General features: G+C 43.8%; 1 protein-coding gene and 2 tRNA genes. 1 reads left to right on the plus strand and 2 read right to left on the minus strand.

From position 1 onward, the window contains the following. On the plus strand, positions 1-769 hold a 769-nt coding region (locus tag J663_RS18490; RefSeq protein ID WP_033851444.1), incomplete at its 5' end, for a hypothetical protein. Positions 770-861: 92 nt separating this feature from the next. Here J663_RS18490 and J663_RS18495 read toward each other — a convergent pair. After that, positions 862-937: transfer RNA gene (locus J663_RS18495), tRNA-Glu, on the minus strand. Positions 938-967: 30 nt separating this feature from the next. Continuing rightward, a tRNA-Glu gene (locus J663_RS18500) sits at positions 968-1,043 on the minus strand. Positions 1,044-1,068: the final 25 nt, after the last annotated feature.

Consider the following 1,068-nt stretch of genomic DNA (forward strand, 5'->3'; position numbering starts at 1 on the left):
TGCTTTGGACGCGCTCGATCAAGTAACTACTCATACACGACGTGGAGTTGTCGGAATGACAAATCTGGCAGCAGGCACGGTAAGAGATATGGTGTCTGAAACCAGTGAAACAGCACGCCAAGTCGCGTTGATTATGGCGCGAACTTTTTTGGGCAAAAGTACCTTAACGTTGTACTTACCCGAAATGTTATTAAATAATCAAATTCGTAAGCGCATTGATCGCTCAGAAATTGATGATATTAAAATCAAGTGCGGCAATGACAGTTTCCAAGTCGAGATCGATGGGCATTATCATCGCTTCATGTATCGTTTGAGTTTAGATTTTAAAGTATTGGAATGTCGTATTGGGCAGGAAAAATTCTTACGCTTGCGACAAATGGATGAAAGTCTTGATGTTCAGATTCGACATGGCGGCACCTTGTCAAATTGGGCTGTGCGCCGTATTGGTCGAGTTGGTTTCGAAGTCGTAAATATGTTGCCTATTCCATCACTCATTAATCACTTGATTGGCGATATTCCCGGAATCCAACGCGATGGGCATCGCATGTGGTTTATTGACCTAGAGCAAGCAGGATTTATTGACTTTATTAACAACCGTTCATGGATGGTTGAAAAGCTTTTAAGTTTGACTGATTTTAGTATTTTACCGGGCTTGAATATTTTAAGAGAAAGTCGCGAGCTTGTGCAGCAGCTCGTAGATCAGTTTGAAATTAGAGGACTACGAGTGCAGTCAGGTCGCCTTGAAGTACAAGTAGGAATTGCGGGTTGAGAGAGCATATGAAAAGCTAATCATTGATTGGCTTTTTATTTTTTTTAGGCAAGAAAAAAGCCACTGACGTTATGTAGTGGCTTTTTAGAATTTGGCGTCCCTACGGGGATTCGAACCCCGGTTACCGCCGTGAAAGGGCGATGTCCTAGGCCTCTAGACGATAGGGACTTATATGAGGCATACATCTGAAAAAAATATTGGCGTCCCTACGGGGATTCGAACCCCGGTTACCGCCGTGAAAGGGCGATGTCCTAGGCCTCTAGACGATAGGGACGTTTCAGAGGTGGGCGTATATTAGG

Origin of the sequence: Acinetobacter sp. 826659 (genome assembly GCF_000588515.1) — a bacterium.
Classification (GTDB): Bacteria; Pseudomonadota; Gammaproteobacteria; order Pseudomonadales; family Moraxellaceae; genus Acinetobacter; species Acinetobacter pittii.